The sequence below is a fragment of the Brevundimonas sp. GW821-FHT10A07 genome (genome assembly GCF_059415785.1).
Genome location: NZ_JBWKNX010000001.1, coordinates 105021 through 130868 on the forward strand (window position 1 = coordinate 105021; position 25848 = coordinate 130868).

The window sequence follows — 25848 nt, forward strand, 5'->3', positions numbered from 1 at the left end:
ACATCGTAGAACGCCGGAGCCCACATGCTGCTTGAGAACAAGGTCGTCCTGATCACGGGCGCATCGCGGGGTATCGGACGGGCGACGGCGGTAGAGGCCGCGCGCCAGGGCGCAAATGTCGCCCTCAACACCTTCCGCGACGACGCGGTCGCCGCCGAGGTGGTCGCGGAAATCGAAGCCCTGGGCCGCCAAGCCATCGTGGTCGATGCGGACGTGGCCCTGCCGGACAGCGCGACGACCTTCGTGAACACGGCCGTCAAGGCGTTCGGGCGCGTGGATGTCTTCGTCTCCAACGCCGGCATCTGCCCCTTCCACGCCTTCCTCGACATGCCGGTCGAGACGCTGCAGCGCACGATGGAGGTCAATCTCCACGGGGCCTATTTCATGACCCAGGCGGCGGCGAACCAGATGGTGAAACAGGGGGAGGGCGGCGCCATCGTCGCCATCAGCTCGATCTCGGCCCTGGTCGGCGGCGAGATGCAGACCCACTACACCCCGACCAAGGCGGGGGTTCACAGCCTGATGCAGTCCTGCGCCGTCGCCCTGGGGCGTCACGGCATTCGCTGCAACTCGGTTCTGCCCGGCACCATCGCCACCGACATCAACAAGGACGATCTCGCCGATCCTAGGAAGCGCGAATATATGGAAAGCCGCATTCCCCTGGGACGCCTGGGCAAGCCCGAGGACATCGCCTCGGTCGTCGCCTTCCTGGCCTCGGACATGGCGGCCTATATGTCCGGCGCGGCCCTGCTGGTCGACGGCGGCGCCTTCGCCAACTTCCAGTAGGGCGTCACGGTGATCATTTCCTCGCCCGGCGACTATCGCGAGGCGGCGCGGCGCAAGCTGCCGCCCTTCCTGTTTCATTATATCGACGGCGGCGCCTACGCCGAACAGACGCTGCGCCGCAACGTCGAGGACTGGCAGGCCATCGCTCTGCGCCAGCGCGTTCTACAGGACATGACCAGCCTCAGCCTGGAAACACGGCTGTTCGACGAGACCCTGCGGCTGCCGATCATCCTGGCGCCAGTCGGCCTGACCGGCATGTACGCCCGGCGCGGCGAGGTGCAGGCGGCCAAGGCGGCGGCCTCGCTCGGCGTGCCCTTCACCCTGTCCACTGTTTCGGTCTGCCCCATTGAGGAGGTGGCGCCGGCCATCGACCGGCCGATGTGGTTCCAGCTCTATGTCCTGCGCGACCGAGGCTTCATGAAGAATGCGCTGGAGCGGGCCAGGGCTGCGGGGGTGAAGACCCTGGTCTTCACCGTCGATATGCCGACCCCCGGCGCCCGCTACCGCGACGCCCATTCGGGCATGAGCGGCCCCCACGCCGAGATACGCCGCATGATCCAGGCCATGACCCATCCCGCTTGGGCCTGGGACGTCGGGGTGCGCGGCACGCCGCACGATCTGGGCAATGTCTCGGCCTATCTGGGCAAGCCTACGGGTCTGGCGGATTACATCGGCTGGCTGGGCCAGAATTTCGATCCTTCGATCTCCTGGAAGGATCTCCAGTGGATCCGCGACTTCTGGGACGGGCCGATGATCATCAAGGGCGTGCTGGATGCTCAGGACGCCCGCGACGCCGTCAGCTTCGGCGCTGACGGCATTGTGGTGTCGAACCACGGCGGCCGCCAACTGGACGGCGTCCTGTCATCGGCGCGGGCCTTGCCTGCGATCGCCGAAGCGGTGAAAGGCGATATCCGCATCCTGATCGATTCCGGCGTTCGCAACGGCCTGGACGTCGTCCGCGCCATCGCCCTTGGGGCCGACGCCGTGATGCTGGGACGAGCCTTCGTCTATGCGCTGGCGGCGGGCGGCGAGGCCGGCGTCGCCAACCTGCTGGACCTGTTCGAGAAGGAGATGCGGGTGGCCATGACGTTGACGGGGGCGAAGTCCGTGGCGGGGATCAGCCGGGATATGCTGGCCCTCTGAACCTTCGCCTTCTTCCGAAAGGCGAAGGTTGCTCGAAGCGTCAGCTGAAGAAGGCCCCGCCGACCGGGATCGGCGGGGCTTAGAGACGACTCGGCCCGCTTGCCGGTGCAGCACAGTCAAATCGATGGTTGCCGCCGTTTACGGAATAGACCCAGCGCTTGTCTTCTTGGCGGACGAGTTGGGCGTTCTTCGGGATCTGAGCGACTTCGCCCGGGCACCAGATTTCAGCCGAAGCTCCTGCGGGGATGCCCACGTCCAATATCAGACGATCACCGACCCGGCGCCACTCCGACGAAATGCGTCCCCTGACCGTGTCGAGATGGGCGGAGACGTGGTCGAGACCCTGCGGCGCCTCCGGACGTATCACGATGGTCCGGTAGCCCGGCGCGCCAGGCCGGATGCCGGCAAGGCTTTGATAAAACCAACTGGAGACCAAGCCCCAGTAGTGATGGTCGTAGGATCGACTATCCAGAGACCAGCCCTCGAGCATGGTATGAATATCGTTGGCCAACCAGAACCCCCAGCTGGGTTCAGTGGTCTGAGTTGCGACGCGGTAGACGGTATCGACGTGGCCCGCATCACTGAGCAGCGTCAACGCATAGCGGCCCGAGAAAACACCCATGCTGGACAGGTGGTAGTCGTGGGCCACGATGTCGTCATTGACCTTTTGAAGCACGGCGTTCGCCAGGCCGTCAGGAACGAGGCCGAATGCTACAGGCAGGATGTTCTGATATTGTACGAAGGCTGGCGCATCGCCCGACTTCGCCGGAACGCGATAAACCTCGCGGCCAGCGTCCCAGTAGGTGCGATTGTAGGCTGCGCGGATCGCATCTGCACGGGCGGCATAGGCTCGAGCATCCGCCTGTTTGCCCAGCAAGGCCGCGTTCTTGGCCAGCAACTGGGTCATGTGGAAGAGATAGGCGGTCGCGACACTATCGACGTCGCCGGGCCCCGGCTGAGGCGGCGGGCCTCCGGCGCGATTTCCGGCCATGAAGGCGGCGATCATTTCAGGCGTGATCGGTGGGCGAGGATTGGCGTATTCGCCGAGGAAGGTGTTGGCCAGTTGGCGGTAATGGAAATCGTCCGGCGTGAACCAGGACGCGGTGTAGTCCACCAGTCTCTTCTGGGTGTCGTACATCTCGGCCAGGAGGCGCATGTCACCCGTCAGCTGATACAGGTCGTCGGGCAGTATGAAGGTGGCGGCGTCCCAAGAGGGTGTGGGGCCGTTGACCATGTTCCACCCCGGCGTGCCCTCGTAACCGTACTGGGGCGTCGACGGCACGATCTCGGGGATTTCGCCACTGGGCGCCTGGGCGTCTCGGAAATCACCCATCCACTTGGTCCAGACGCGGCTGACGTCGAAGTTCAAGGCAGAGGCCAGAGCTGACGCCTGGGCGTCGCCCGTCCATCCATTCTTCTCGAACGTCGGCGTATCGGTCTGGAAGCCGTGCATATTGTTCAGGATGGTGGCGCGGGCCGCCGCCTGAATCTGGTTCAACAGGGGGTTCGAGCTTTCGAAGCTTCCTATCGAGGCTACGTCGGAGTGCATGACTTCGCCGGTCAGGCTGTCCAGCGTCGGCGTGCCTGGGAAGCCCCGGACTTCCACATAACGGAAGCCGCGATAACCGAAACGCGGCGTCCAGTCTTCCGGACCGTCGCCGGCCAGGGTGTACTGATCGGTCTGAAGCTGCGTATCCACCAGTCCGCTCGCGGACAGGACCGTTCCGTCGGGACGGAGCTTCTCGTGCTGGATCATGGAGATGGTCTGGCCGGATGGTCCATTGACCTTAAGATGAAGGCGGCCGGCGAAGATGCTGCCGAAATCGTAGATCCACACGCCTGGACGGACCTGCTTCAGGCTGACGGCGCGGCGCGTGCCGACCACCGCGATCGGCTGTTGTTCTGCAGCGTCCAGGCGGCCTGCCGGACCATGGACGAGACGAGCGGTCGTCCAATCACGGTCGTCAAATCCGGGCTGCGACCACCCACGGGGCAGCAGGCGGGCGTCATAACGTTCGCCCGCATAGATGGAGTCATGCCGGGTCGGCCCCGGGTGGGTCCGCCATTGGTCGTCGGTCGTGACGATCTGTCGGCTGCCATCGGCCAGGGTGACTTCCAGCTGAAGTCGCGCGGTGGGGCGATTGCGCCACGGCGCCTCGTGCCAATACCATTCGTTGGGTTCGACCAGGTCGTACCAGCCGCGACCTAGCTCCAGACCAATGACGTTGTCTCCGCGACGGATATGATCGGTTACATCCAGCGTCCGATAAAGGACGCGACGATCATAGGCCGTGAAACCGTCGCCGACGGCTTCGTTGATCGTCTTGCCGTTGATGTCGATGCGAGGAAAGCCGCCGGCGGCGACATAGAGGCGGGCGTCGACGACGTCCCCCTCTATGATGAACAGGCGACGCAGCAGGGCGGCCGGCTCAGTCTGAGGGAAGACGATATCGACGCCCCTCGCGTTGGCGATGTGGAGGCCGTCGGCCTCGATCGTGCCGCCGCTGAGCGGGTTGTCATTGCCCGAGAAGGCTGCGCGCGTGACGGAGCCGTTCGCCGGGGTGACGGTGAGTTCATGCAGGACGATGGCGTCGGGTGCAGGCGCCGATTGCCCGAACGTGGCGGGGCCGGCCTGAAAAATTCCGGCCGTTCCCTGGCGGTGATCGGTGTTCTCGAGCGTGTCGATGACGACGTCATCAAGGCGCGTGACGATGCGCGTCCCCTTGGCCTCTACCGTCAGCGTATGCTGGCCCGCGGTCCATTGCGTCAGTGTAAAGGGCAGAGGCACGGCCTTCAGCACCGTTTCCTTCACCAGGGGTTGGGACTGGGCGTCATAGGTCCGCGAAAGCGCCGTCAAGATCGGTTGACCTTCGGAGATTCCAAGCCGCCAGACATAGGCTTCCCCAAAGGTCTTGCCGACAGGGCTGGCCCGGAACAGGAAGTCGATGTCGCCTCCAGTCGGCGTAAAGCGCCACTCCGTCGTCGCGTCAGACCAGACGTGCTCGACGGAGGAATCGGTGGAAATCCAGTGCGCCTGCCAATCGTCGGGCTGCAGCAATCCCATTTCCCAAACGGCGGGCGAGCTCCAATCGGAGGGTCGGCCTTCGGCGTCGCGGGTCTGAACCCGCCAAACGTAGCGCCCACGTGATGCTAGCGCAGGGCCTTCATAGACGATCTGGGTTTGGTCGCCGGACGCCACGTCGCCGCTGTCCCAGACCAGATCGCCGTTCGATAGGCTGGCTTCAGAGGTCGCCACCTGAAGTCGGTAATGGGTTTGGTGTGTCCTCGTGGCTTGCGGCGCCAGCCACTGGAAGCGTGGCCGGAGTACATCTGCGCCGAGCAGAGACGGTGCGGATTCGATCTTCAGATCCGATGGCGCGTTTGGCGACGCCTGGAGCATGGCGAGACGAGGCCGTTCGGCGTCGGCGTGGGCGCATGCAGCCAGCATCAGACCGGTCGCTCCACAGAGCGCCAGCGATCGAAGGGACCGTCTCATGTGCATGCCTCCCAGCAGCGTCGCCATTCGGCGCGTTTTATTGTTGGAATGACGATATACCAATAGGTGAAAACCCGTCCCGTCAATCGGTCACAATTGGAAAGGTTCAGGGGGGAAATGCGACCTCTTGACGTTTTTCCCTAAATAGCGGAACGTTTGATCACAAAATGGGACGAGAGGGCAGCTCTCGCGGGAGGACATTTCTTATACTGGCGCCGATTTGGGCGCACCGACGCGGCTCGTCGCTCGCGCCAATTGCATAACAACACGCCCAGACCGGTCCACAGAAGACGGTCGGGTCAGGGAGAGACAAGATGAAAGCCACCAAGGAAGTCGCGCGGCTGCTGTGCAGCGTCGCCTTCGTCGCCGCGAGTTTCGGCGGCGCCGGGCATGCGCTTGCCCAAGACGCCTCCGTTTCAGCGCCCGACGCGATTCAGACGGACGACAACGCCGCCGAACTGGATGAGATCGTCGTCACAGGCACGCTGTTGCGGGGCGTCGCGCCTACGGGAACGAATGTGGTCGGCGTCACCAGCGAGGATATCGTTTCCACGGGCGTCACCTCCTCGGCCGACCTTTTGGCGCGTGTCCCGCAGGTGACCAACGCCTTCGGCGGCGTGCCGCAGGGATCCTCGACGATAGCCGAGCCCATCACTCGTCCGAATATCCGCAGCCTCGGCGCGTCGGGCGGGTCCACGACCCTGATCCTTTTGAACGGCAACCGCATGGTCGGCGCCGGGATTCTGCAGACGTCGCCTGATCCTTCCGCCATTCCTCCGTCCGTGCTGGAGCGCGTCGAGGTGATCCCTGACGGCGGCTCGTCCATCTACGGGTCCGACGCCATCGGCGGCGTGATCAACTTCATCACCCGCAAACGTTACGACGGCGTCGAACTGACCGCCAAATACGGCATGGGCGACGACTATACGACGACCGACTTCAGCGCGATGGCCGGGAAGGACTGGGGCAGTGGCTCGGCCTTGATCGCCTACGCCTATGCCCAGCATGACGCCATCGCAGGCGCAGATCGTGACTGGTTCGCCCAGGATCATCTGGCGGCCGGCGGTTCAGACTTCCGGTCTCAGAGCTGCGCGCCCGGAAACATCACGACAGGCGGCGTCACCTATCGGATGGATACCCGTACCGTGGGCGTCAATCGCTGCGACGAGAACAAGGCGATCGACTTCTATCCTGAGGAAGAGCGTCAGAGTGTCTATACAGCCCTGAGCCAGCAACTGACCGAAGACCTCAGCTTCGACGTCACGGGCTATTATTCGGAACGCGACACCGTGCGGAAAGGTCAGTCGCCGACGGACGGCACCGGCGTTCGCGGCACGGGAACGATCACCTCCGCCAACCCCTATTTCCGGCCGATCGGCGCCGAAACCTCGCAGACGGTCGCCTTCAACTATTCCGCCGTCACAGGCGATGCGCTGGAAAACCCGAGCAACTTCAGTTCGATGGGCGTCACACCGACCCTGACCTACAAGTTCGATGGCGGTTGGCAGATTCGTGCGACCGGGAACTATGGTCGCAGCACCAACACGGTGCACACGCGCCAGATCAACACGACGGCCCAGGCGGCGGCCCTGGCCGGCACGACGGCGGCGACGGCGTTGAACCCCTATGATGTCGGCACGACCAATTCGACGGTTCTGGACAGCATCCTGAACTACGAGCTGTACGGCGACGCCACGCAGGAAATCCGTTCGGTCAGGGCCGTCGCGGACGGCAACATCTTCTCGACGGCGGCAGGGCAGGCTCGCCTGGCGCTCGGCGCCGAATATTATGAGGAGAAACTCGACCAGACGCAGGGCCAGGGCACGATCGGAAACCCCATCGGCGCCTCCAGCAGCTCAAACCGTGACGTCACTTCCCTGTTCGGCGAGATCTTCGTGCCGCTCAAAGGGCAGGACAGCGGGATCGGATCGATCGACGTCAACGCCTCGATGCGCATGGATGTCTACAGCGACGTCGGAGACACCATCAATCCTAAGGTCGGTTTCAACTGGCGACCGGTTTCCGAACTGCGCATTCGCGGGAACTGGGGCACGTCCTTCCACGCGCCCAGTCTATCGGACCTCGGCTCATCGGTGGACACGCGGGCTCAGGTTCTGGGCGTCAGTCCGTTCCGCGCCGGCGGCAGCCCGGCGTCGGACCTGTTCCGGCCGACCATTCTCCTGGCCGGCGGCAATCCGAACCTCAAACCGGAAGAAGCCACCACCTGGTCGTTCGGCGCAGATTGGAACCCTGTCGGCGCCCTGGATGGGCTCAGGGTCAATCTGACCTACTTCAATGTGGAGTTCACCGACGCTATCGGCCTTGCCCCCTTCTTCAATGGCGCCTCCTATTTCGCCAATCCGTCCTATGCGTCCTTCTTCACGTTGAATCCGACCCAGGCCCAGGCCGAGGCGGCCACGGCGGGACAGCGGGTGGAGAATGCGCCGAGCATCACCAGCCTCTACACGGGCGGCGGCGCGACGCCCTATGCGCTGATCGATGCCCGCCGCAACAATCTCGGCTCACTCAAGGTTGATGGGATCGACTTCGACATCGGCTATGACTGGACGCTGCCGCTCGGCACGGTCAGCGCAGGACTGGCGGGCACCTATACGCTCAATCGTGACAGTCAAGCTGTCCCAGGCGCGCCGACCGTCAATGAGTTGGACAACTCGACCAGTCGGTATTCTCTGGTTGGCACGCTGGGATGGCGTTCCGGTCCGGTCACGGTCGACGCGATCGTCAACCATCGAGCGGGCTATGACGTGACCGGCGTGGTTGGGCAGTCCGAGGTCGATGCTTACACCCTGGTCAATCTGTTCGCGCGCTATGAGTTGCCTGGCGAAGGCTGGATGCAAAACACGGCCCTGACCCTGAACGTCGACAACGTCTTCGACGAGGATCCGCCCTACTTCAACAGCGCGACCGGTTATGCGAACGGGGCCACGCTGGGCCGTGTCTTCTCGATCGGGGTGCGCAAGGCCTTCTGATCTCCCTTCGTCTCGTCCGGGGCCGTCGTCGCCCCGGACCCACCAAATCAGACGACCCAGACACTCTTTCTCTGAGCGTTCGTCCGAGCCGACGTCGCAAGGCGTCTTTCTGAGCGACTGACCGGCGCGTCCAGTGATGCGCCGGTCCTTTTCTCCGCAAAGCGAAAACGAGAACGCACTCATGAAATCCCGGCTGCTTACCGCGTCCATAACCGCGCTTCTGGTCGCTTCGATCGCCGCCCCCGACCTGTCGTGGGCCTCTCAGGTTTCGCCCGCTGCAGTGCAGGCCCAGGCCGTTCCGGCGGACGTGCTCGCTCGAGCGAATGCACTGATCGCGCGCATGACATTGGAAGAAAAGGCCGGTCAGGTCAGTCAGCTCTTCCTGTTCGGCGATCCGACCCCATTCGAGCCGGGTGTGCGGTCCGGCGCCACGGGGGCGTTGCTGTTCGTCACCGATCCCGCCCTGATCAATCGCCTGCAGAAGGTGGCGGTCGAAGAAAGTCGACTCGGCATCCCCCTATTGTTCGGCTTCGATGTCATTCACGGATTGCGGACGATCTTCCCTGTGCCGATTGGCATGGCGGCGTCCTGGGACCCCGCATGCGTCGAGCAGGGGCAGGCCATCGCGGCGGCCGAGGCGCGGGCCAGCGGCATTCATTGGACATTCGCTCCGATGCTCGACATCACCCGCGACCCGCGATGGGGCCGCATCGTCGAAGGGCCGGGCGAGGATCCCTATCTCGGCGCCGCCCTCGCTCGCGCGGCCGTGAAGGGGTTCCAAGGCGAACATATCGGGGCTCCGGGCCACGTCATCGCGGGACCGAAGCATTTCGCCGTCTATGGCGCATCCGAAGGCGGTCGGGATTACGACAGCGCATTCGTCTCGGACAGCCAGTTCTACAATGTCTATCTGCCGCCGTTCGCAGCCGCCATCGAAGCGGGCGCCGGCAATATCATGAGCGCCTATATGGAGCTTAACGACATCCCGGCCGCCGCCAATCACTGGCTGCTGACGGATGTCTTGCGCAAACAGCTAGGGTTCGAAGGCTTTGTCGTCAGCGACGCAAACGGGGTCAAAAGCCTCGTCCCGCAAGGCTTCGCAATTGATGAGGCGGACGCCGCAGTCAGGGGGCTATCAGCCGGAAACGACCTCGAGATGGCGACCGCAGAGGCCGCCAACGCCACTCTTCCGCAAGCTGTCCGTTCGGGACGTTTGAAGGAGGCGGTCTTGGACGACGCGGTTCGCCGCGTCTTAGTCGCCAAGATTCGCATGGGTCTGTTCGAAAATCCTTATGTGGATGAGGGGGCGACCGAAGCCGTCTTGAGCGCGCCGGAACACCGCCAGGCCGCCCTCGCTGCGGCGGAGCGTTCGCTGGTGTTGCTGCAGAACGCCGGTGGCGCCCTGCCGCTTTCGGCGGCAGCATATCGACGAGTTGCAGTCATCGGTCCTCTGGCGGATTCAGCCCAGGATACGCTCGGCTCGTGGGTGTTCGTGCCGAAACTCGAGGAGACGGTAACTGTCGCCGAAGGCATACGTAGAAGACTTGGCGAAAGCGCCCAGGTCACGACGGCGCCGGGCGTCCAGCTTCGCCGCGGCACGCCGTCCATGTTCGAAATGTTTCGACCCGCGCCGCCGGCCTGGACCGAAGCTCAGGCGGAGGTAGAGTTCGAGCGAGCCGTCGAGGCGGCGCGAGGCGCCGATCTCGTCGTCCTGGCGCTGGGCGAAATCGAGCAGATGAGCGGAGAGGGGGCGTCGCGTACTTCGCTGTCCCTGCCGGGAGATCAGCTTCGCCTGGTCGATGCCGTCAAGGCGCTTAACAAGCCGATGGTTGCTGTGCTGCTGAATGGCCGTCCGCTCGACATCGCGCCGCTTGCGGAGCAGGTGCCGGGAATCCTGGAGGCTTGGCATCCGGGTTCCGAGGGCGGGACGGCCGTCGCCAAGGCCCTGTTCGGCGACATTAATCCTGGCGGCAAACTGCCGATGACCTGGCCCCGCAGCGTGGGGCAGATCCCGATCTATTACAGCCATAACGCGACTAAGGCGCCGGCCGATCAAGGTGCACGCTACTGGGACCAGCCTTCGACGCCGCTCTACCCATTCGGCTATGGGCTCAGCTACACCGACTTCGCCTTCACGGATATCGCGGTGGACCGTGCGGCCGTGCGGCTCGGCGAACCGGTCGTCGTCACGGCGACGGTGACCAATACCGGCGCCCGCGCCGGCGACGAGGTCGTGCAACTCTATATCCACCAACGCTCCGGCCGGGCTGCTCGTCCGGTGAGGGAGTTGAAGGGTTTCGAGCGGGTGACGCTTCAGCCGGGCGAAAGCCGGCAGGTGCGTTTCACTCTGACCCAGGCAGAGCTGCGCTACTGGAACGCGGGCGAGCGGGACTGGGTCTTGGACCCGTCGGACTTCGACGTCTGGATCGGCGGCGATTCCCGCGCGGAACTCAAAACCTCCTTTACGGTGGCGCCATGATCTTTCAGGGGCGTTTCGCGGGCCGCACGGCCGTGGTCACCGGCGGCGCCTCGGGCCTGGGCAAGGCGTCGGCCGCCCGCATCGTCGCCGAGGGCGGCAAGGTGGTGCTGTGGGACCTCAACGCCGATGCGCTGGCGGCGGCGGCGGACGAGGTCGGCGCGATCCACGTCGCGGCGCTGGACGTGTCGGACGCGGACGCCGTCGCTGCGGCGGCCGAACAAGCCAACAAGGCGCTGGGCCGGATCGACATCCTGGTCGCCTCGGCCGGGATCACCGGCGCCACGGTTCCGGTGCATGAGTTCCCGATCGACAGCTGGAGGCGCGTCGTCGACATCAATCTGAACGGCGTCTTCTACTGTTCGCGCGCCATCGTGCCCTTCATGCTGGCCAACGGCTATGGCCGCATCGTCAACGTGGCCTCCGTTGCAGGCAAGGAAGGCAATCCGAACGCCAGCGCCTATTCCGCCTCAAAGGCCGGCGTGATCGGTTTCACCAAGTCGCTGGGCAAGGAACTGGCCGACAAGGGCGTCATCGCCAACAGCCTGACCCCCGCCACTTTCGAAAGCCCGATCCTGCAACAGCTTCCGCCCAGCCAGGTCGAATACATGCGCTCCAAGATCCCGATGGGGCGCCTGGGCGAGGTCGAGGAAAGCGCCGCCATGGTCTGTTTCATGGCCTCCGAAGAATGCAGCTTCACCACCGCCTCGACGTTCGACACGTCCGGCGGACGCACGACGTACTGAGTGATTTCGATGCTTGGGGCCCTGACACGGCGGCCTTGAAGCTCAGGGCGGTGATCTCGCCTCGGATTGAGCCGAGAACTCTATGGGAGCTTGCCCCTTCGCAGGACCGCCCGATTACGCAGCTGTTGCGCCATTCACCCGTCGCGAGGAGATGGCCCCCGTAGCGGCGGCCTTCGCGTCAAAGCGGTACATCGTGGCGGCGCGGCGGCGTGAAACCATAGGTTCTGAACCGTGTATCAAGACGACCGTTGGCGATGGTGACCTCCAGATAGCCCTCCGGCGTGCCCAGGAAGCTACCGCGCCAGTCGGCCCCGGCGACCGCGCCGCTGGAGATGTAGCGCACCCCGGCGACCTCGACGGTCTCGTGTACGTGACCATGCCCCTGCAACACCCCCAGCACATTGTGGTTCTGGAACAGTCGCATCACCTCACGGCCGTTCATCACCCGAGTCCAGTCATAGGGCGAGGCCGCCCAGTCTTCGGGCTCGTAGCACTCCAGCGCGGTCACCAACGGGATGTGAGTCAGGACCACCACCGGATCCGAGGGCGAGAGGATCGCGAACTCGCCGCGCAGCCATGCCAACTGCTCGGCGTCGATGCGGCCCTCGTAGTTGCGGCCCTTGAAACCGATCGAGTCCAGGACAAGGAACCGCACGCCCTTGTGGCTGAAGCCGTAATAGGTCGGCCCGAACTGGTCGATGAAGTAGCGCTTGCCGTAGCCGGGCTCGGACGGGTCCACTCCGCTCTTCTCGAACAGCCCGAAACAGTCGTGGTTGCCCAGGACGTGACGAACCGGCTTATCCAGCAGACGTTCGGACTGGCGATAGAGCGCCATCTGGGCGTCGGCGCGCGCGCGCCCGACTTCCATGGCGTCGAACACGTGGTCGCCGCCATGGACCACGAAATCGGCGTCGCTGGCCGCCACCTGGGCAAAGCAGCGATGCACGCCCTCGACCGCGCCGTCCTCGGGCTGGATGTGCGTGTCGCTGAGGAACACGAATTTGAAATCCACTGTCTTGAGCTGGGCGGAGGCGGAGGCGGAGGCGGAGGCGGAGGCGGAGGCGGAGGCGGCGGTGGCGGCGCCGGCGGAAACGAGCGCTCCACAAATCAGGCTTCGGCGGTTCATGGCGGTCTCGATCATGGCCTTGCGCGAAAAGCGCCGCCGCCGAGGAGCGTCCTCGGCGGCGGCTTGGTCAGGGATACGGACTAGAAACTGACCCGCACGGTGGCGAACACCTGGCGCGGGGCGCCTTGCTGCAGCGTCGTGTACGAGCCCGTGGGGTCGGCGTTGACGAAACCGCTGGTGCCGACTGAGGAATAGTAGCGCTTGTCAAACACGTTGGTGACGTTCAGCAGCACTTCCACACTCGTCTGCGGGACGCGGTAGCCGGCCGCCAGATCGAACACGGTCGAACTCTTGACCGGCGAGTCGTTCAGGTAGGTGTAGAAGCGCTCGCCTTGATAGTGGGCCGTGACCTTCGACCAGACCGTACCGTTGTCATAGGCCAATTCGGCGCCGCCGACGGTCTTCGGAGCGGCCACGACGCGTTTGCCCTTCGTCGCGATCGTCGCGCCGCCGAGCGGCGTGACGTCGTCGTCGTACTTGGCGTCGTTGTAGGCGAAGCTGCCGAACAGCGACCAAGCCGGCGCGAAGCGCCAGCTGATCGCCGTCTCCACGCCACGCGAGGTCACGCCGCCGACATTCTGCAGGACGTTCTGGTTGCCGACGATCGTGGCGCTGATCGAGGTGGCCAGCAGGCGGTTCTCGAAGGCGACGTCATAGGCGGTCACGGAGGCCAGCAGCCCATCCCTGGAATAGCGATAGCCGGCCTCCAGGGTGCGGGTCTTCTCGGGCTTCAGATCCTTGCGGATGTAGTCGAAGCCGGCCTGGGTGGTCGAGAAGGGGCCGCTGGATGCGGAGGCCACGAAAGCGGCCATATTGCGCGTGAAGCTGGCGAACATCTCATTGCGCTCGTCCAGGCGGTAGAGGATCCCGGCCGAGGGCAGGAAGTAGTCCCTGGCCTTGATCACGCCGTTGATCGGCGTGTTGCTGGTGATCGTCTCGGCTTCGTTGGTGACGTTCAGCGCCTTGAAGCCGGCGTTGACCTTCAGATTGTCGGTGACCGACCAGGTGTCGCCGAGGTGGAACTGATAGGTCTTGGTGGTGAACTGATAGTCCCAGCGCGTGCGGAAGGGATTGTCGTAGAAGCGCTGGAAATTGGTCGGAGCAACGCCCTTGGTCAGGCCATAGAGATAGGCCGCCTGGTGAAAGTCGTTGTCCTCGTACCAGACGCCGGCATCCAGCTTGTGGTCGCCCAAGGTGTAGCTCAGGCGACTGATCAGGCCGGCGCGGTCGATATCGTACCGCAACGCTGAAACCGAGACCGGCGAGCCGCCATACGCCTCGGGTGTCGCGTCGTAGGGACTCGCATAGGTGCCGATGCCGTGATCGCGGTGGTAGTAGGCGGTCGTCGATCCCGACAGCGACGGCGTCAGGTCGTAGTCGAGCCGTTCATAGACCAGGGTGTCCTGCCGCACACCGCCGCCGTTGTAGTAGACGTCGTCGGCGTTGAGATACGGCGCGGGAACGGCGCCGCCGGTCTGCAGGGCGGTGGCCAGGGCTTCGGCCAGGGGGAAGTTGTCGCTGATGGTATCGACGTTCCAGCCCAGCCGGTTGACCAGGGCAAAGGACAAGTCCGCATAGTCGTCCTCGCGGCGGTCGGCGTAGTCGAGGAAGGTGGTCGAGCGCACGGCTTCGCCCAGCGGCTGGACGAACTTCACATTGATCTGCTCGATGTTTTGCTCGCCAGCGGCCTTCCACTTCTTGGTGTCCTGGCGCGCATAGGCGGCGTAGAGGCTGCCGCCTCCAGGTAGTCTGCCGGTGTTGAGCCGCGTGAACCCACGCCAGGTGCCGCCGCTACCGTAGGTGCCGGCCATATCGACGCCGAACTCGCCGGTCGGGTCGATGGAGGTAAAATCGATCGTGCCGCCGATATTGTTGGTCGAGGCCGTTCCCAGGGCGCCGCCGCCCTGGGACAGCGAGGTGGCGCCGTTGTTCTCGGTCAGCAGCGCGCGGCCGATGCTCAGGCCGTTGTTGTTGCGATACTGCATGTTGCCAAGCGGCAGGCCGTCCAGGGTGTAGCCCATCTGGTCGGTGGTGAACGAGCGGATGGTCACCTGTTGGGCCCACTCATAGGCGCCGAACGGGTCGGACGATGTGAAGTTGACGCCCGGGAGCTTGTTCAGCGCCGCAAGAGGTGAAGTGCCCGGGGCCAACTTGTCCAGTTCGGCCTTCGAGAGCGTCTGCATCTGGCGCGTGCGGCCGCGGCCCAGGACCACGACGTCATCGACCACCGCGCTCTCGGTCTGCACGAGTTGGGTGGGAGCCTCGACGAGCAGGTAAGAGCCGCCCGGCGTCGTTCGGACGTCCAGCCCAGACCCGGCCAGCAGACGGCGCAGTGCGGCATCGGCGGTGAAGCGACCCTTGAGGGCCCCGACGGTTTTGCCGCTGACCTGCTCGGGGCGGAAGACGACATTGACCTGGGTCTGACGGCCGACGGCGGTCAGCGAACGCTCGAGAGACTGGGCGGGCAGGTCGAAGGCGTACTGGGCCTGGGCCTGGGCCGCTCCGGCCACCATCATCACCGAGACGGCCGCGCTGGCGAAAGCGGCGTGTTTGAAAGGCATCTGGATCCCCTGAAAACTGAAGAGGGCCTGCGCGACCCTCACAAGGGAAACGAAGTGTTTGCGGCGATCCGACATAAAGGTTTCATGACGTCGGCGTCGGGGGGAGGCGGCGGCCGGACCTATCGCTGCAGGTCCAGACCATCCTCCCGAGGCACGGCCCTGAGCCCGTGGAGCTGGGCCGCGGCGGCGGCGAACTCGGCGGCCTGGTTGGTGGCGAAGACGCCGGAAATCCGCAGGCCCGAGACATCGGCGTCGACCGTGACCTTGATGGGCCCATAGCGATTCATCTCGTTGGCGGCCTCAGCCAGGGTGGCGCTTTCGAAGATCACTTCACCTTGTTCCCAGGCCGTCACCATCTCGATCGAAGGCGTGTCGAGCTGGGGCTGAGCCTGCGGCGCCACCTGCAGTCGTTGGCCCGGGGTCAGGGTCGCCAACACCCGCTTGGCGCCACGTGCGTCCGCGCCAGCGCCAGAAATTTGCACCTTGCCGCGCACAAGGGTCACCGAAACTCGATCGCCCTGCCGCCGCACCACGAAGGCCGTGCCCAGAGCACGGATTTCCGTCGTCCCGGCCACGACGACGAACGGGTGGGCCGGATCGTGAGCGACGTCGAACGCCGCTTCCCCGCGATCCAGGCGGACCCGGCGCTCGGTCGCCGAATAGATCACCTTGGCGCGGCTGTCGGTGTTGAGTGTCAGGCGAGAGCCGTCCGCCAGGGTCATGGCGCGATGCTGCCCCTCTTCGGTGACATAGACCGACCCGCCCTTGATCACCATGATCCCGACCGCCGCCAGCACGCAGGCCGCCAGCCCCAGTCCGACCAGCGCGGGTCGGACCGCCGAGCGGCGAGGGGCGGAGCCTCGGCTCGAGCGCGCAGGCGCTGAGTGCTGTGGCGACATCAACGCCGCCGCGCCGGGCAGGAACTCCCAGGTTTCGGTGACCTGCTGGAAGGCAAGCCGGTGCTCGGGATCCAGCGCCAGCCAGTCCTGTAGGGCCTGGCGGCTTTCCTCCACGCCGGTCTCGCGCTGGATGCGTGTCAACCAGACGGCGGCCTCCGCCCGAACGCGGTCGCGGCGCGATGCACTCGGTGTCACCATTGATCCATCCACTTCGTCAGCTCGACGGTCGCGCGCGCGACGTGCTTTTCCACCGCGGCGACGCTCATGCCTTCCTTCTCCGCGATCTGGGCGTAGCTGAGTCCCTCTATCCGGCGGGCCAACAGAAGTCTGCGTGTACGTTCGGGCAAGCGTTCCAATCCCTTGGCCGCGTGACGAAGCTTGGACCGCGCGCGGAGAATCTCGTCGGGAGCCGGCGTTTCATCAGCGATCAGCGGCGCGTCGTCGAGGTCGATGAAGGGTGCGGCCCGCCGGCGCCGCGCCGCGTCAATCGACAAGTTCACCGCGGCGACTACGACGCGACCTTCGGTGACGGGCGCCCCCTCGCGGCGCCCGAACGCCTCGACCCGCAAGAAGGCTTCCTGGACAAGATCGTCGGCGTCCTGCGCCATGACGCCGCGTCGGATGACCGCTCTGCGCGCTTTACGCAAAATTTGCTTCAACCCATTCATGGCCAGCCTGCGAATACGCCCATCTCTGTAGACGAACGGGCGCGTCGAATCCGACATTTCGGTCCCAGTTTTATGACACTGACGTCCGCGAGGGCGGCGCCCCCTGGCGTCCATGGGGGCCTGCCGCCGCCACGGCGACCTGAACGTTCAGCCTCGCACATGCGCGAAAAAAGCCGCGCGGGATATCAAATGAACAGACTTAATCTTCGATGATCGAGTGGGAGTGAGGGGGGGGGGACATGGGTGAGGCGACTCTAGCGCCCCAGATAAAGGCCAACGGCCCGTAGCCCCATCACAGTAGGGCTCCATCTAGGCTTTGCATCTATCGGTGGGCAGAGCCGGGCCATGTGGCGTTACTTGTGTCGACCGACCCAGCGGCGCGTCCGCCCGGAGTAATGGACCCAGTCCGCGCCGAAGAGGGCCGCCAGGTGTGGTTCCTCGCGCCGGATGGCGAGGCGGTCGGTGGCGAAGGCGGCGACGGGGGCGGCCACGAAGAACCAGGCGTTGTCGAACAGGCCGCCGAGGCCGAGCAGCAGCAGTGCGTTGGCGAGATAGATCGGATTGCGGCTCCAGGCGAAAGGACCGGTCGAGACCAGGGCGGTCGCCGCCCGGTGCGGCAGGATGTTGGCGCGCCTCCGCCGCATCTCCAGCATGGCCCAGAGGTCCAGGCCAAGGGCGAGGGCGACCAGGAGGCCGCCGGCTGCAAAGGCGCCGGGAAACAGGGGCGGCGGCGTCCATAGGCGCGCCGCGAGGAACGCGACAAGGACGGCCCCGATCATAATGAGCGGCGGCCATGGCCAGCGGTTCGGCGCCTGCGGGCTCATCCGCCGGCCAGCTTCAGGACGCCGCGCAGCAGATAGGCGATCACGCCCAGGACGCCCACGCCCAGCACCCAGAGGGCGACGAACCACAGGCCCTGCCGGAGCCCGCTTGTCGGACCACGGCGCATCAGTGGTAACCGTCGTCGCCGACCTTGCCGCGGAACACCCAGTAGGCATAGGCGGTGTAGGCCAGGATGATCGGGATCAGGATCAGGGCGCCGACCAGCATGAACATCTGGCTGGAGGCCGGGGCGGCGGCCTGCCACAGGGTGATCTCGTCGGGCACCGCATAGGGGAAGATGCTGACGCCCAGGCCCGCAAAGGTGACGGCGAACAGGCCCAGGGACAGCAGGAAGGGCCAGACCTCGCGCTTCTGGCGCATGGTCCAGAAGAATGCGGCCGCCAGAATCACGACCAGCAACGGCACTTGGGCCGTCAGCAGGACTCCAGGCCAGTCGAACCAGCGACGCGCGTATTCGCCGTCGAGGAAGGGCGTGGCCAGGCTGACCGCGCCGATCATCAGCAGGGTCGCCGGACCCAGCTTCCAGGCCTGGGAACGGGCGTGGGACTGGAGCGCGCCTTCCGTCTTCATGTTCAGCCAGGTGGCGCCCAGCAGGGCGTAGCCGACGACGACAGCGGCGCCGGTCAGCAGACTGAAGGGGCTGAGCCAGTCCCACCAGCCGCCGCCATAGGCCCGTCCTGAGACCTCGACCCCCTGGAGGATGGCACCCAGGGTCACGCCCTGGGAGAAGGCGGCCAGAAGGGAGCCGCCGAAGAAGGCGAGGTCCCAGACCGGCTTGGCCCGCACCGTGCGCCAGCGGTATTCGAAGGCCACGCCGCGAAACACCAGACCCAGCAGCATGGCGATGATCGGCGTGTAGACCGCCGGCATCAGCACGGCGTAGGCCAGGGGGAAGGCGGCGAACAGACCGCCGCCGCCCAGGATCAGCCAGGTCTCGTTGCCGTCCCACACCGGGGCGATGGAGTTCATCGCCTTGTCGCGCTGATCGCCCGGCTTGAGCGTCGGGAACAGGATGCCCACGCCCAGGTCGAACCCGTCCATGACGATATAGGCGAAGACGGCGAAGGCCAGCAGACCGGCCCAGACCAGGGTCAGATCAATGTTCACGATCGGTCTCCTCGCCGGTAGGGATCGGCCGGTCGGGGTCGATGGCTGGAGCCGGCGTGATGCCGGCTGTACGGATCGGTGTTTCGGGCAAACCGCTTTCGCCGCGATGCGGCGCGTGGCTCATCAGGCGCAGGATATAGAAGACCCCCGCTCCGAAGACGGCGAAATAGACGATGGCGAAGGCGGCCAGGGAACTGGCGACCGCAGGGGCGTCCAGCGGCGCGGCGCTGTCGGCCGTGCGCAACAGGCCATAGACCGTCCAGGGCTGACGCCCCACCTCTGTGGTGATCCAGCCGGCCAGGACCGCGACGAAGCCCATCGGCCCCATGACCAGGGCGAACCGGTGGAGCCAGGGCGCGTCGTAGAGACGTCTGCGCAGGCGAGCATAAAGGCCCCACAGGCCCAGCAGCAGCATGGCCATGCCCAGACCCACCATGACGCGGAAGGACCAGAAGACGATCTCCACCGGCGGCCAGTCGGCGCGATCGATGGTGTCCAGGCCGGCCAGGGGCGCGTTCGGGTCGTGCTTCAGGATCAGGGACGACAGCTTGGGAATCTCGACTGCGCCGTGGACGGTGGCGGCCTCGCGGTCAGGCAGACCGAACAGGATCAGGGGGGCGCCGTCCGGGTGGCTTTCGAAATGGCCTTCCATCGCCATGACCTTGGCGGGCTGGTGCTCCAGCGTGTTCAGCCCGTGCATGTCGCCGATGAAGATCTGGACCGGGGCGGCGACCAGGATCATGCCCGTGGCCATGGCGAACATCTTGCGCGCGCCCTTGTTGGTCCGCTCTTTCAGCAGGTGCCAGGCTCCGACGGCGCCGACCACCAGGCCGGTGGTCAGATAGGCCGCCAGCAGCATATGGGCCAGGCGATAGGGGAAGGAGGGATTGAAGACGATCTTGAACCAGTCGGCTGGCACGAACTGGCCCACGTCGTTGATTGCGTAGCCCTGGGGCGTCTGCATCCAGCTGTTGACCGACAGGATCCAGAAGGCCGAGGCGAAGGTGCCGATCGCGACCATCAGGGTGGCCAGGAAGTGCAGCTTCTTGCCCACCCGCTTCAGGCCGAACAACATGACGCCCAGGAATCCGGCCTCCAGGAAGAAGGCGCTGAGCACCTCATAGGCCATCAGGGGGCCGATGACGGGACCGGCCTTGTCGGAGAAGACCGACCAGTTGGTGCCGAACTGATAGGACATCACCAGGCCCGAGACGACGCCCATGCCGAAGGCGACGGCGAAGATCTTCAGCCAGTAGTTGAACAGGTTCAGATACAGGTCACGGCCGGTCTTCAACCAGAGCCCTTCCAGCACGGCCAGATAACTGGCCAGGCCGATCGAGAAGGCCGGGAAGACGATGTGGAAGGCGACCGTGAATGCGAACTGCATTCGGGCCAGAATGAGAGCGTCGAACTCCATGATCCGATCCTATGAAACCAGGCCGAGCGCGTCGATGCTCCGGTACAGCATGTATACGGCGACGACGAAGATCAGGATTGCGAACACGGTGTTCAGGACGCCCTTTTGTCCTGACAGACTCTTGGCCAGGCGCGCGCCCAACAGGCCGCCCAGGACGCCGCCGCCGATGAAGATCGCCGCCAGGGGCCAGTCCACCCAGCCGTCCAGCGCATAGTTGAAGGCCGTGGTCAGGCCAAAGGCCGTCACGCCGACCAGCGAGGAGCCGACGGCGTAATAGATGGGCATACGGGTCGAGACCATCAGGCTGGGCACGATCAGAAACCCGCCGCCGATGCCGAAGAAGCCGGACATCACCCCGGTCAGGACGCCGGTTCCGATCAGCTTCGGCGCATTGCCCGGCGTCAGAACCACATCGGGGTCGCCGGCGGCCGAGCGGCCCCTCAGCATCAGCGCCCCGACTATCAGCATCAGGACGGCGAAAAGGGCCAGCAGCTTCTGGCCGTCCACCGCCTTGCCCAGGGTCGAGCCCAGGACGGCGCCGAGGACGCCAGCCAGGGCGAACAGGCCGGCGATCTTCCATTTCACAGTGCCGTGTCGGGCGTGGTTCAGCAGGTTGGCGAAGGCGTTGGCGGCCACGGCGAAGGCGCTGGTGCCGATGGCGAGGTGGGGATCCTTGACCCCGACCAGATAGACGATCAGCGGCACGGCCAGGATGGACCCGCCCCCGCCGACCAGACCCAGGCTGAAACCGACCAGCGAACCCGCGCCGGCGCCGAGGCCGTATTGAAGAGGGGAAAGATCCATGGGGTCAGCGCGCGCCTTCCAGGCGTGGACGAAGCGCCGACAGGTCGTAACCGGCCGCCTGGGCGCGTTGGATCAGGCGGTCGGCTTCGTCGGCCGCGCGGGCGAGCGCCCACAGGGTGGTGGTGCGCGTACCGGTGCGGCAAAAGCCGAACACAGGCCGGGGCAGGGCGTCGAGGGTCCGGCGGAAGGCCGCCACATCGGCGTCGGATATGGCGCCTCCAACCACGGGCACATGGGCGAACGCCAGGCCGACGGCCTCGGCGGCCTGGCGGAATTCGGCTGCGCTGGGCTGATCGGGGTCTTCGCCGTCGGGCCGGTTCGAGATCACGGATCGAAAGCCCTGGGCCGCGACGGCGGCCAGGTCCTGCAAGGCGATCTGGGGGGAGGCCGAAAGGGCGTCGTCCAGCGGGCGGATATCCATCGCTCGGTCTTCCTGCTTGCGGATCGGGTTCAGGTCTTGCGGCTCAGGCCGGCCGGCGCGCTGAAGGTTCACAGCGCGTTCAGCGGGACCTTGAGGTAGCGAACCCCGTTGGCCTCGGGCTCCGGCGGGCGTCCGCCATTCATATTGACCTGAACCGACGGCAGGATCAGCCGGGGCATGGGCAGGGTGGCGTCGCGTTGGGTGCGCATGGCCACGAACGCGTCCTCGGAGACGCCGTCGCGAATGTGGATATTGCCGGTGCGCTGGGCGCCGATGGTGGTCTCCCAGGCGAATTCATCGCGGCCGGGCGGCGCCTTGTAATCGTGGCATAGATAGACCCGCGCCTCATCCGGCAGGGCGGTCAGGCGATGGATCGAGCGATACAGGGTCCGGGCGTCGCCGCCGGGGAAGTCGCAGCGCGCCGTGCCATAGTCCGGCATGAACATGGTGTCGCCGGGAAAGACCGCATCGCCGATCACATAGGCCAGGCAGGCGGGCGTGTGGCCCGGCACATGCAGCGCCATGGCCTGCAGCCCGCCGATGCGGAACCGGTCGCCGTCATTGAACAACTGGTCGAATTGGCTGCCGTCGCGGCGGAATTCGGTTCCCTCGTTGAAGATCTTGCCGAATACGGCCTGCACAGTGAGAATCTCGTGGCCGATGGCGAGCCGGCCGCCCAGTTTTTCCTGCAGATAGGGTGCGGCCGACAGGTGGTCGGCGTGGGCGTGGGTCTCCAGCAGCCACTGCACCTGGAGATCTTCGGACTTCACGTAGTCAATCACGGCGTCGGCGGAGGCGTTCGAGGTTCGGCCGGAGGCCGGATCGTAGTCGAGCACGCTGTCGATGATGGCGCAGACCTTGGAGCCGGGGTCGCGCACCACATGGCTGACCGTAAAGGTCGCTTCGTCAAAAAAGGACTTCACAACAGGACGTTGCGTGGCGTCCGCCAGGGCGGCGCGCACGATTTCAGCGGCCTGTTCACGGATGGGGTCTTGGGGGTGCGAGGACATGGGGGCGTCTCCGTTGGGTGTTCATATATAGATATATTCATACTTGGCGCAAGTATGTAGTTCGGCATGGCGAAGCGGCCTGAAGGTCGGTAGATTCCGCCTCTTGGATTCGTCTTAGGCCGCCCATGTGAGCTCCTTTCGCGTCCGGGAAAGGGAGGGCCGGACCGCTGTCGCGGTCCGGCCGGCGTCCGATTAGGCGGCTTTCGGGGCGTCGGGGAGCTCGCGCGTCGAGAAGTACCAGTCGGTGTAGTCGTAGCCTTCGGAGGCGCGGGCCTCGGCCGCCGCGGCGGTCTTGGGCGGGGGCACGATGGCCGGCTGGCCCGGGCGCCAGTCTTCCGGGGTCGCCACGCCATTGGCGTCCGACGTCTGGATGGCGGTCAGCAGTCGGACGAACTCGTCGATGCTGCGGCCGTTGCTCATGGGGTAATAGACCATAGCGCGAAGCTTGCCTTCCGGATCGATCAGGAAGGTCGCGCGAACGGCTGAGGTGTCGGCTGCGCCCGGATGGATCATCCCATAGGCCTGGGCCACCTCCATCTTCAGGTCCTCGATGATGGGGAAGGGGATTTCGACGCCGAACTTCTCCTTGATGTTCCGGGTCCAGGCCAGGTGGGAGAAGATGCTGTCGATCGAGAGTCCCAGAAGGTCGCAGTTCATCGCAGCGAACTCATCCGCGTGCTTCGCGAAGCCGATGAACTCGGTCGTGCAGACCGGGGTGAAGTCGGAGGGGTGGGAAAAGAGAATGAGCCATTTGCCGCGATAGTCGGCCAGGCAGCGATCCCCGTGGGTCGTGCGGGCGTGGAAGTCGGGGGCGGGTTCGTTGAGGCGGGGAAGTCCGGTCATGTGATGTCTCCTTCAGACATCCTGATCAACACTTATATACATACTTACACAAACTAATAGTTTTTATCCGCCTGAAAGGTTCAGCCTATGACCCCCGTCAATTGACGATCAGCGCATAACCCGCCTGTTGATGGTGAATCACCGTCATCAGGGCGGCGAGATCGACGGTCACGCCCGGCTCGAGTTCGGCTTCCGTGACGCCGTTGCCCGCCATGGCCTGGCCGCACAGGCGCACCTGAACGCCGGCGGCGAGGAGGGCGCGGATCAGGGCGCTGTTGGGATTGGCGGCGCCCTTGCCGCGCGCGACCCAGGCGGCGTCGGACAGGACCGCAGTCGTGGCGGCGCCGTGCAGGACGACGACGATCTGACGATGGTCGGCGTCGACGCCGCCCGCCGCAAGCATATTCGTCAGCCGCGCGACGCGATCCAGACCCTTCAGCGGCTTGTCGTCCGGGCCGCCCTGGGAGACGTCGAAGATGACGCGATAGACGCGCGACGGATCCGGCTGTTCGCCCGCCTCCGGCAGGGGCTTGAAGCCGCCGAAGCCTGAGACGGCCTGGGCGAAGCTGGGCGAGGCGGCCAGAGAGGCGGCCAGGGACAGGGCGATGAGGAGGGTTTTCATGGCTGGTTCCGATGCGCGGGCGCTGGGGGCAGGGACGGCGGGCGACAAGATCGATCAGGGCGGACCGGCCGCTGCGGCCCGCGCCTTCGGAGACGTCGCTGTCGTGGCTTTTGAGAGCCAGGATGTCAAAGTCGATGAAGGCGTCGCGAAACACACCCTCGGCGTAGAGGTTCTCGACCTGCTCCGGGCCGCTTGGGCCGCTGCCGATCTGTTGGGGGCGATAGTCCTGAGCCTACCTGCGGCCAGGCCCAGGTTTCGAGTTCCGCCAGATGGGCGGCCAGCGCGATGCAGCGTCGCTCAACTAGGGCGATGTCGGTGGTGGTGACGACTAGGCCCAGTTCGGTCAACTATACGCCCTCAATGGCATCGACCTTCAGGGCGTTCATGATCGGGACCAGCGCCTCGCACCGGCTGGTCACGGCGACCCGCGCCTGCCGTCGAAGGTGTCCGCCAAACCGTCAGCGCTTAGTCGAATAAACCCCGACGAAGTCGTCATTTCCAACGTGAACGGCTATCACTTGGCCGGATTCGAGCAGACCCCGTTCGAAGGGGCGGCGGTCGAAGACCTGGAATCGGATGTCGGTTTCGGGCCTGACTGTCGTCGTGTAACGGTAAAGACTTGGGTCGGAGCCGTCGGGGGCGAGCCGCACGGCGACGTCGTTGGCGCCTAGGAAATCGCCCCAGAGCCACAATGACCCGGCGGCGCCCTCGGGACGACGAATGGTCAGAGTGACGGTCGTCGGTTCTTGGTAGGCGGCTTGGGCGAAGGTCGCCGCAGGGGTCGGTTCCCCGTCGCGTCGCCAGTCGAAGTAGGTCGCGTTCTCCCAGTTAGAGCCCTGACCCCAGCGGGTCGAGCAGTCGGTGGAGACCCAGGCCGGTTCCCAATAGACGACACCCACGCCGCCAGCGAACTTCACCCGCTGGGTCAGATCGACCATGTACTGGCGCTGGCCCTCGTAGGTGGCGGGATAGCCGGGCAAGAGGGAGTCCTCGCCCAGCAGGTTCGGGGAATCGTCCGCCGAGTCCGTGGTGAACGGATAGGCGGTCTCGACCACAACCACCTCCGCCGGATAGCGATGGCGCAGGCGATTGATCGTCTGCTCCAGTCCGTCCAGGCCCTGGGTCGACCATTTGCGATAATAGCTGACGCCGATCAGGTCGAAGTCGGTGACTCCGTGCTTCCAGGCGTCGGCGAACCAGGGTTCGGCGTTCTCGGGCTGAGCGATGTGCAGCATGACCAAAGGCTGGATGCTGGACTGGGCGCCGGCGTCGCGTACGGCCTTGATCCCGGCGTTGAACAGGGCGGCGTTACGTTCCCAGTTGATGCCGGGGCGCGCGGTCTTCCAGTCGAGTTCGCCCATCATTTCGGGATTGGTCTCGTTGCCGACCTGAACCTGGTCCGGCATCAGGCCTTCGGCGTCGAGCGTCCGAAGGGTCTGGAAGGTGTAGTCATAAAGGGTCTGGGCCAGAGCCGGCGTGTCGTCCCGCATCGACCGCCAGGCCTTGGGCACGATCTGCTTGTCCCCGTCGGCCCAGTCGTCCGAATAGTGGAAGTCGAGCAGAACCTCCATGCCCGCCGCGCGGGCGCGGCGGATGGTTTCGCGCACGTCGTCCAGGTCGCTGTAGTTGGTCCATTCGGCGTCGTTCCAGATCCGGACCCGCACCAGATTGGTCCCCATTTCGGCGAACAGGCCATAGGGATCGCGGGCCTGACCGTCCTTGCGATAGATCGCGCCGCAGTCCTCCATCTCGTTCACATAGGACAGGTCGGCGCCGAAATAGAAGGGCGCCGGCTGGCCCGCCTGCTGGGCTTGCGCGGGCAAGGCCATCAGGGCGGCGAAGGCGGGAAGGAGGATGCGGCGGATCTTCATGGGCGATTCCGTAGGCTTG

20 protein-coding genes are annotated in these 25848 nt (G+C 65.3%); 5 read left to right on the forward strand and 15 right to left on the reverse strand.

The window, feature by feature from the left end; all coding sequences use genetic code 11:
• Positions 1 to 24 precede the first annotated feature (24 nt).
• A complete protein-coding gene (lra1, locus tag AC07NC_RS00500; RefSeq protein WP_426026750.1) occupies positions 25 to 786 on the forward strand; it encodes an L-rhamnose 1-dehydrogenase Lra1 in 762 nt (253 codons plus the stop codon).
• Between the two features lie 9 nt (positions 787 to 795).
• Entirely contained in the window at positions 796 to 1929 is a 1134-nt protein-coding gene (lldD, locus tag AC07NC_RS00505; RefSeq protein ID WP_494568250.1) for an FMN-dependent L-lactate dehydrogenase LldD, read from the forward strand.
• 79 nt (positions 1930 to 2008) lie between these two features.
• Here lldD and AC07NC_RS00510 read toward each other — a convergent pair whose 3' ends face one another.
• Positions 2009 to 5452: a family 78 glycoside hydrolase catalytic domain gene (locus tag AC07NC_RS00510; RefSeq protein ID WP_494568251.1), complete on the reverse strand. Its 3444-nt coding sequence runs from the start codon at positions 5450 to 5452 to the stop codon at positions 2009 to 2011.
• A 287-nt stretch (positions 5453 to 5739) separates the two neighbouring features.
• Here AC07NC_RS00510 and AC07NC_RS00515 point away from each other — a divergent pair, with 287 nt between their 5' ends.
• The 3 genes from AC07NC_RS00515 (at position 5740) to AC07NC_RS00525 (ending at position 11637) form a co-directional block, all read left to right on the forward strand.
• On the forward strand, positions 5740 to 8415 hold the full coding sequence (locus AC07NC_RS00515; RefSeq protein WP_494568252.1) for a TonB-dependent receptor domain-containing protein: 2676 nt from the start codon (positions 5740 to 5742) through the stop codon (positions 8413 to 8415).
• A gap of 181 nt (positions 8416 to 8596) precedes the next feature.
• On the forward strand, positions 8597 to 10894 hold the full coding sequence (gene bglX / locus AC07NC_RS00520) for a beta-glucosidase BglX (protein ID WP_494568253.1): 2298 nt from the start codon (positions 8597 to 8599) through the stop codon (positions 10892 to 10894).
• Positions 10891 to 11637: an SDR family NAD(P)-dependent oxidoreductase gene (locus AC07NC_RS00525; RefSeq protein WP_494568254.1), complete on the forward strand. Its 747-nt coding sequence runs from the start codon at positions 10891 to 10893 to the stop codon at positions 11635 to 11637. Before bglX ends, AC07NC_RS00525 begins: the two co-directional genes overlap by 4 nt.
• A gap of 178 nt (positions 11638 to 11815) precedes the next feature.
• Here AC07NC_RS00525 and AC07NC_RS00530 read toward each other — a convergent pair whose 3' ends face one another.
• From AC07NC_RS00530 to AC07NC_RS00595, 14 genes are all read right to left on the reverse strand, one after another.
• Positions 11816 to 12778: a metallophosphoesterase family protein gene (locus tag AC07NC_RS00530; protein ID WP_494568255.1), complete on the reverse strand. Its 963-nt coding sequence runs from the start codon at positions 12776 to 12778 to the stop codon at positions 11816 to 11818.
• A gap of 65 nt (positions 12779 to 12843) precedes the next feature.
• Positions 12844 to 15324, reverse strand: coding sequence for a TonB-dependent receptor (locus tag AC07NC_RS00535; RefSeq protein ID WP_494568256.1), 2481 nt, complete (start codon positions 15322 to 15324; stop codon positions 12844 to 12846).
• Between the two features lie 119 nt (positions 15325 to 15443).
• The gene (locus AC07NC_RS00540; protein WP_494568257.1) at positions 15444 to 16418 is read right to left on the reverse strand and encodes a FecR family protein; all 975 of its coding nucleotides are present in this window, start codon (positions 16416 to 16418) and stop codon (positions 15444 to 15446) included.
• On the reverse strand, positions 16415 to 16948 hold the full coding sequence (locus AC07NC_RS00545; RefSeq protein WP_231492412.1) for an RNA polymerase sigma factor: 534 nt from the start codon (positions 16946 to 16948) through the stop codon (positions 16415 to 16417). Before AC07NC_RS00545 ends, AC07NC_RS00540 begins: the two co-directional genes overlap by 4 nt.
• Before the next feature lie 296 nt (positions 16949 to 17244).
• Positions 17245 to 17670, reverse strand: coding sequence for a methyltransferase family protein (locus AC07NC_RS00550; RefSeq protein ID WP_494568258.1), 426 nt, complete (start codon positions 17668 to 17670; stop codon positions 17245 to 17247).
• A 41-nt stretch (positions 17671 to 17711) separates the two neighbouring features.
• Positions 17712 to 17840 carry a hypothetical protein gene (locus tag AC07NC_RS00555; RefSeq protein WP_426025101.1) on the reverse strand — a complete coding sequence of 43 codons (129 nt, stop codon included), beginning with the start codon at positions 17838 to 17840 and terminating at the stop codon, positions 17712 to 17714.
• Complete coding sequence (gene cydB / locus AC07NC_RS00560; protein ID WP_494568259.1) at positions 17840 to 18841, reverse strand: cytochrome d ubiquinol oxidase subunit II; 1002 nt, start codon at positions 18839 to 18841, stop codon at positions 17840 to 17842. The genes AC07NC_RS00555 and cydB overlap by 1 nt, the downstream gene beginning before the upstream one ends.
• Positions 18831 to 20258 (reverse strand): cytochrome ubiquinol oxidase subunit I, encoded by a 1428-nt coding sequence (locus AC07NC_RS00565; protein WP_494568260.1) that lies wholly within the window; start codon positions 20256 to 20258, stop codon positions 18831 to 18833. The genes cydB and AC07NC_RS00565 overlap by 11 nt, the downstream gene beginning before the upstream one ends.
• 9 nt (positions 20259 to 20267) lie before the next feature.
• Positions 20268 to 21062: a sulfite exporter TauE/SafE family protein gene (locus AC07NC_RS00570; protein WP_008263346.1), complete on the reverse strand. Its 795-nt coding sequence runs from the start codon at positions 21060 to 21062 to the stop codon at positions 20268 to 20270.
• Between the two features lie 4 nt (positions 21063 to 21066).
• The gene (locus tag AC07NC_RS00575) at positions 21067 to 21555 is read right to left on the reverse strand and encodes a protein tyrosine phosphatase family protein (RefSeq protein ID WP_008258850.1); all 489 of its coding nucleotides are present in this window, start codon (positions 21553 to 21555) and stop codon (positions 21067 to 21069) included.
• Positions 21552 to 22493 carry an MBL fold metallo-hydrolase gene (locus AC07NC_RS00580; RefSeq protein WP_426025106.1) on the reverse strand — a complete coding sequence of 314 codons (942 nt, stop codon included), beginning with the start codon at positions 22491 to 22493 and terminating at the stop codon, positions 21552 to 21554. The genes AC07NC_RS00575 and AC07NC_RS00580 overlap by 4 nt, the downstream gene beginning before the upstream one ends.
• Positions 22494 to 22685: 192 nt before the next feature.
• The gene (locus AC07NC_RS00585; RefSeq protein WP_008258834.1) at positions 22686 to 23336 is read right to left on the reverse strand and encodes a peroxiredoxin; all 651 of its coding nucleotides are present in this window, start codon (positions 23334 to 23336) and stop codon (positions 22686 to 22688) included.
• A 97-nt stretch (positions 23337 to 23433) separates the two neighbouring features.
• Positions 23434 to 23958, reverse strand: coding sequence for a DsrE family protein (locus AC07NC_RS00590; protein WP_494568261.1), 525 nt, complete (start codon positions 23956 to 23958; stop codon positions 23434 to 23436).
• 458 nt (positions 23959 to 24416) lie between these two features.
• Positions 24417 to 25829, reverse strand: a complete 1413-nt coding sequence (locus AC07NC_RS00595; RefSeq protein WP_494568262.1) for a glycoside hydrolase family 53 protein — start codon at positions 25827 to 25829, stop codon at positions 24417 to 24419.
• Positions 25830 to 25848 lie beyond the last annotated feature (19 nt).

Bases quoted from the DNA above. Each gene is read 5' to 3' on its own strand.
- AC07NC_RS00510 (WP_494568251.1), bottom strand. From the start codon at position 5,452: ATGGCGACGCTGCTGGGAGGCATGCACATGAGACGGTCCCTTCGATCG.
- AC07NC_RS00595 (WP_494568262.1), bottom strand. From the start codon at position 25,829: ATGAAGATCCGCCGCATCCTCCTTCCCGCCTTCGCCGCCCTGATGGCC.
- AC07NC_RS00555 (WP_426025101.1), bottom strand. From the start codon at position 17,840: ATGCGCCGTGGTCCGACAAGCGGGCTCCGGCAGGGCCTGTGGTTCGTC.
- AC07NC_RS00565 (WP_494568260.1), bottom strand. From the start codon at position 20,258: ATGGAGTTCGACGCTCTCATTCTGGCCCGAATGCAGTTCGCATTCACG.
- lra1 (WP_426026750.1), top strand. From the start codon at position 25: ATGCTGCTTGAGAACAAGGTCGTCCTGATCACGGGCGCATCGCGGGGT.
- AC07NC_RS00570 (WP_008263346.1), bottom strand. From the start codon at position 21,062: ATGGATCTTTCCCCTCTTCAATACGGCCTCGGCGCCGGCGCGGGTTCG.
- AC07NC_RS00550 (WP_494568258.1), bottom strand. From the start codon at position 17,670: ATGATCGGGGCCGTCCTTGTCGCGTTCCTCGCGGCGCGCCTATGGACG.
- AC07NC_RS00515 (WP_494568252.1), top strand. From the start codon at position 5,740: ATGAAAGCCACCAAGGAAGTCGCGCGGCTGCTGTGCAGCGTCGCCTTC.
- AC07NC_RS00545 (WP_231492412.1), bottom strand. From the start codon at position 16,948: ATGTCGGATTCGACGCGCCCGTTCGTCTACAGAGATGGGCGTATTCGC.
- bglX (WP_494568253.1), top strand. From the start codon at position 8,597: ATGAAATCCCGGCTGCTTACCGCGTCCATAACCGCGCTTCTGGTCGCT.
- AC07NC_RS00590 (WP_494568261.1), bottom strand. From the start codon at position 23,958: ATGAAAACCCTCCTCATCGCCCTGTCCCTGGCCGCCTCTCTGGCCGCC.
- AC07NC_RS00525 (WP_494568254.1), top strand. From the start codon at position 10,891: ATGATCTTTCAGGGGCGTTTCGCGGGCCGCACGGCCGTGGTCACCGGC.
- AC07NC_RS00580 (WP_426025106.1), bottom strand. From the start codon at position 22,493: ATGTCCTCGCACCCCCAAGACCCCATCCGTGAACAGGCCGCTGAAATC.
- AC07NC_RS00530 (WP_494568255.1), bottom strand. From the start codon at position 12,778: ATGATCGAGACCGCCATGAACCGCCGAAGCCTGATTTGTGGAGCGCTC.
- AC07NC_RS00535 (WP_494568256.1), bottom strand. From the start codon at position 15,324: ATGCCTTTCAAACACGCCGCTTTCGCCAGCGCGGCCGTCTCGGTGATG.
- AC07NC_RS00585 (WP_008258834.1), bottom strand. From the start codon at position 23,336: ATGACCGGACTTCCCCGCCTCAACGAACCCGCCCCCGACTTCCACGCC.